The sequence below is a fragment of the Aldersonia kunmingensis genome (assembly GCF_001646865.1).
Lineage (GTDB): Bacteria > Actinomycetota > Actinomycetes > Mycobacteriales > Mycobacteriaceae > Aldersonia > Aldersonia kunmingensis.
Window position 1 is genome coordinate 1 of sequence record NZ_LRRB01000047.1, and the last position, 3,189, is coordinate 3,189.

Annotated in this window: 1 protein-coding gene; it reads right to left on the reverse strand. The window is 66.8% G+C overall.

The features are described 5' to 3' along the window. A partial coding sequence (locus tag A8G08_RS03765; protein ID WP_157108391.1) for a non-ribosomal peptide synthetase occupies positions 1-3,189 on the reverse strand: 3,189 nt, incomplete at both ends.

Sequence of the window (3,189 nt, forward strand, 5' to 3'; positions counted from 1 at the left end):
CCGAGTCGAGCACATACCGGATCCGCTCGGCCGGATGATCCGGATCCACCGGCACATAAGCACCACCAGCAGCCAGCACCGCATAAATGCCCGTCAACAGTTCAGTGCCGCGGCGCATCGCCACCGCAACCCGGGACTCCGGACCAACGCCCAGCGAAACCAAATGCCGTGCAAGGCGATTCACGCGCGCCGAGAACTCGGCGTAGGTGAACGACTCGCCCTCGAACACGACCGCGGTCGCATCCGGCGTCGCCGCAACAGCCCGCTCGAACCCGTCGAGCAGCAATGCCTCATCCACCACACGAGCGGTGCCCGCCGACCCTGCGAGCAACGCGGCCTGCTCACCTGCATCGAGGATCGAGATATCACCCACCGGCACAGCCGCATCCGCGACCAACGCCTCCAGCACCCGCACCAGGCGCCGCGCGAAACCGGCGACCGTGGCCTCATCGAACAGATCGACCGCGTACACGACAGTGCCGACCAAGCCGGACGGCGTCCCCGCCGCGGCGTCGAGTTCGCCGACTGTCACCGACAGATCGAACTTCGACACCGCCGTTTCCCCGGCATCGAGCCCGGAAACGGTCAGCCCCGGCAACGCGAGGTCGAGCTGCCCGAAGTTCTGGAACGCCAACATCACCTGGAACAACGGATGCCGTGCCTGCGACCGGGCCGGGTCCAGGACCTCCACCAGCCGCTCGAACGGCACATCCGCGTGCCCGAACGCCGCGAGGTCCGTTTCCCGAACGGCCGCAAGCAAATCCGTGACCGACTCGCCACCATCGACACCGGTGCGCAGCACCAGGGTATTGACGAACATGCCGATCAGATCGTCGAGCTCACGTTCACCGCGCCCTGCGATCGGGGTACCGACCGCGATGTCCTTGGTTCCGGACAACCGTGCGAGCAGCGCCGCGAGCGCCGCATGGACCACCATGAACAACGTCGCGTCATGCGCGCGAGCCAGCGACAACAGCGCGGCATGCACGTCGGCCGATACCTCGAACTCGACACTCGCACCCCGGCCGGACGCCACGATCGGCCGCTGGCGATCCAACGGCAGACCCAACTCGTCGGGCACACCCGCCAATTGCTCACGCCAGTACCCGAGCTGACCAGAGATCAGCGACTCGGGATCGTCCTCCGAGCCAAGTACCTCACGCTGCCACAACGTGTAATCCGCGTATTGCACCGGCAGCGGCGACCACCCCGGCACCTCCCCGCGGGTGCGGGACTCGTAGGCCACCATCACATCCCGCGACATCGGGCCCACCGAGAAACCATCACCGGCGATGTGATGCACCACCACAACCAGCACGTACTCGTCGATCACGTTGGTAACCCGGAACAGTCGCGCCCGCACCGGGGCCTCGACCGTCACATCGAACCCGCGACCCACGAACCCGGCCACCTCCGCGAAGACCTCGGACTCGCCCACCGGCACCGGCACGGGTGACAGCAGGGCCCCGGACTCGGTCACCGGCAGCACCTGCTGGTAGCCAATCCCGTCGATCTCGGGGTAGATGGTCCGCAGCGACTCGTGCCGCGCAACCACATCGGCAACCGCGGCAGCCAACGCCGCTACATCCAACGCGCCCGAGAGCCTGATCGCCATGGGAATGTTGTAGGACGCGGACTCCGGATCCAACCGGTTCAGGAACCACATCCGCGACTGCGCCATCGACAACGGCACACGCTCCGGCCGCGGACCCGCCACCAACGCGATACGCGTTGTCCCGGTGTTTGATTCCACCGCAACTGCGAGGCGTTCAACCGTCGGCGCCTCGAACATCACCCGAACGGGCACCGTGGCATCGAGCGCCGCGCCAAGGCGCGAGACCACCTGCGTCGCCAACAGGCTGTTGCCACCGAGAGCAAAGAAGTCGTCGTCCAAACCGACGCGCCGCGGCTCCTCCCCCGTCGCTTCTCTTGCCCCGTACCCGAGCACCTCAGCGATCACGGACGCCACGGTCTGCTCGATCGGAGTGGTCGGGGCACGGAACACCGCGGCCTCGAACACCGGCACGGGCAGGGCCTTACGGTCCAACTTGCCGGATACGTTGAGCGGGAAGGCATCCATCACCATGACGCGCTCGGGCACCATGTAGGACGGCAGCACACCCGCCACCGCGGACCGCACGCTCTCCGGATCCAGCGCGGCACCGGCGACCGCGGGTACGACATAGGCGATCAAACGGTCACCGAGATCATCCGCGCGCACGAGGGCAACCGACTGATCGACATCGTCGAGCGCGAGCAACGCGGCCTCGATCTCGCCGAGTTCGATGCGCTGGCCGCGCAGCTTCACCTGGAAGTCGGTACGACCGAGGTACTCGATGACACCGGCACCGGATGCGTCGAGCGTCCAGCGCACCAGGTCGCCAGTGCGGTAGAGGCGGCCACCCGCCGGGTCGAACGGGTCGGCGACGAACCGCTCCGCCGACAGGTCCGGGCGACCGAAGTAGCCGCGGGCCACCTGCACACCCGCCATGTACAGCTCGCCGGCCACACCCGGCGCGACCGGACGCAGCCGGGCATCCAGCACATACGCCCGCGAATTGAACACGGGCGCACCGATCGGCACGAACGCACCGAGGATGTCCGGTGCCGGCGCTGCCGTGGCGTGCACGGTGAATTCGGTTGGCCCGTAAAGGTTGTGAATCTCGGCGCCGTTTCGCGCCCGGAACTGCGACACCGTCTCCGCCGGCAAGGCCTCACCGGCGACGAACACCGCGCGCAATGAAGCGCAACTGCCGGATCCGAAACCGCTGACGAACACCGACAGCATCGACGGCACGAACGAGGTCAGCGTTACCGACTGCTCCTCGATCACCCGCACCAAATACGCCGGATCACGATGACCATCCGGCGCCGCGATCACCAGGCGACCACCCAGACCAGTGACCGTGAACAACTCCCACACCGACACATCGAACGTCGTCGGGGTCTTCCACAACACCACATCGGACGCATCAACACCGTACTCGCCGGCCACCCAACCGATCTGGTTGACCACCGAACGATGCGCCACCGCAACACCCTTCGGGCGACCCGTCGAACCCGAGGTGTAAATGACATACGCGGCATTGGCCGGCCGCAACGGCGCCACCCGATCCGCATCCGTCAACGGCGCATCCGAATACGCGGAGACATCCAACGTGTCGACGAAGAGGACAGACCTCTCCCCCG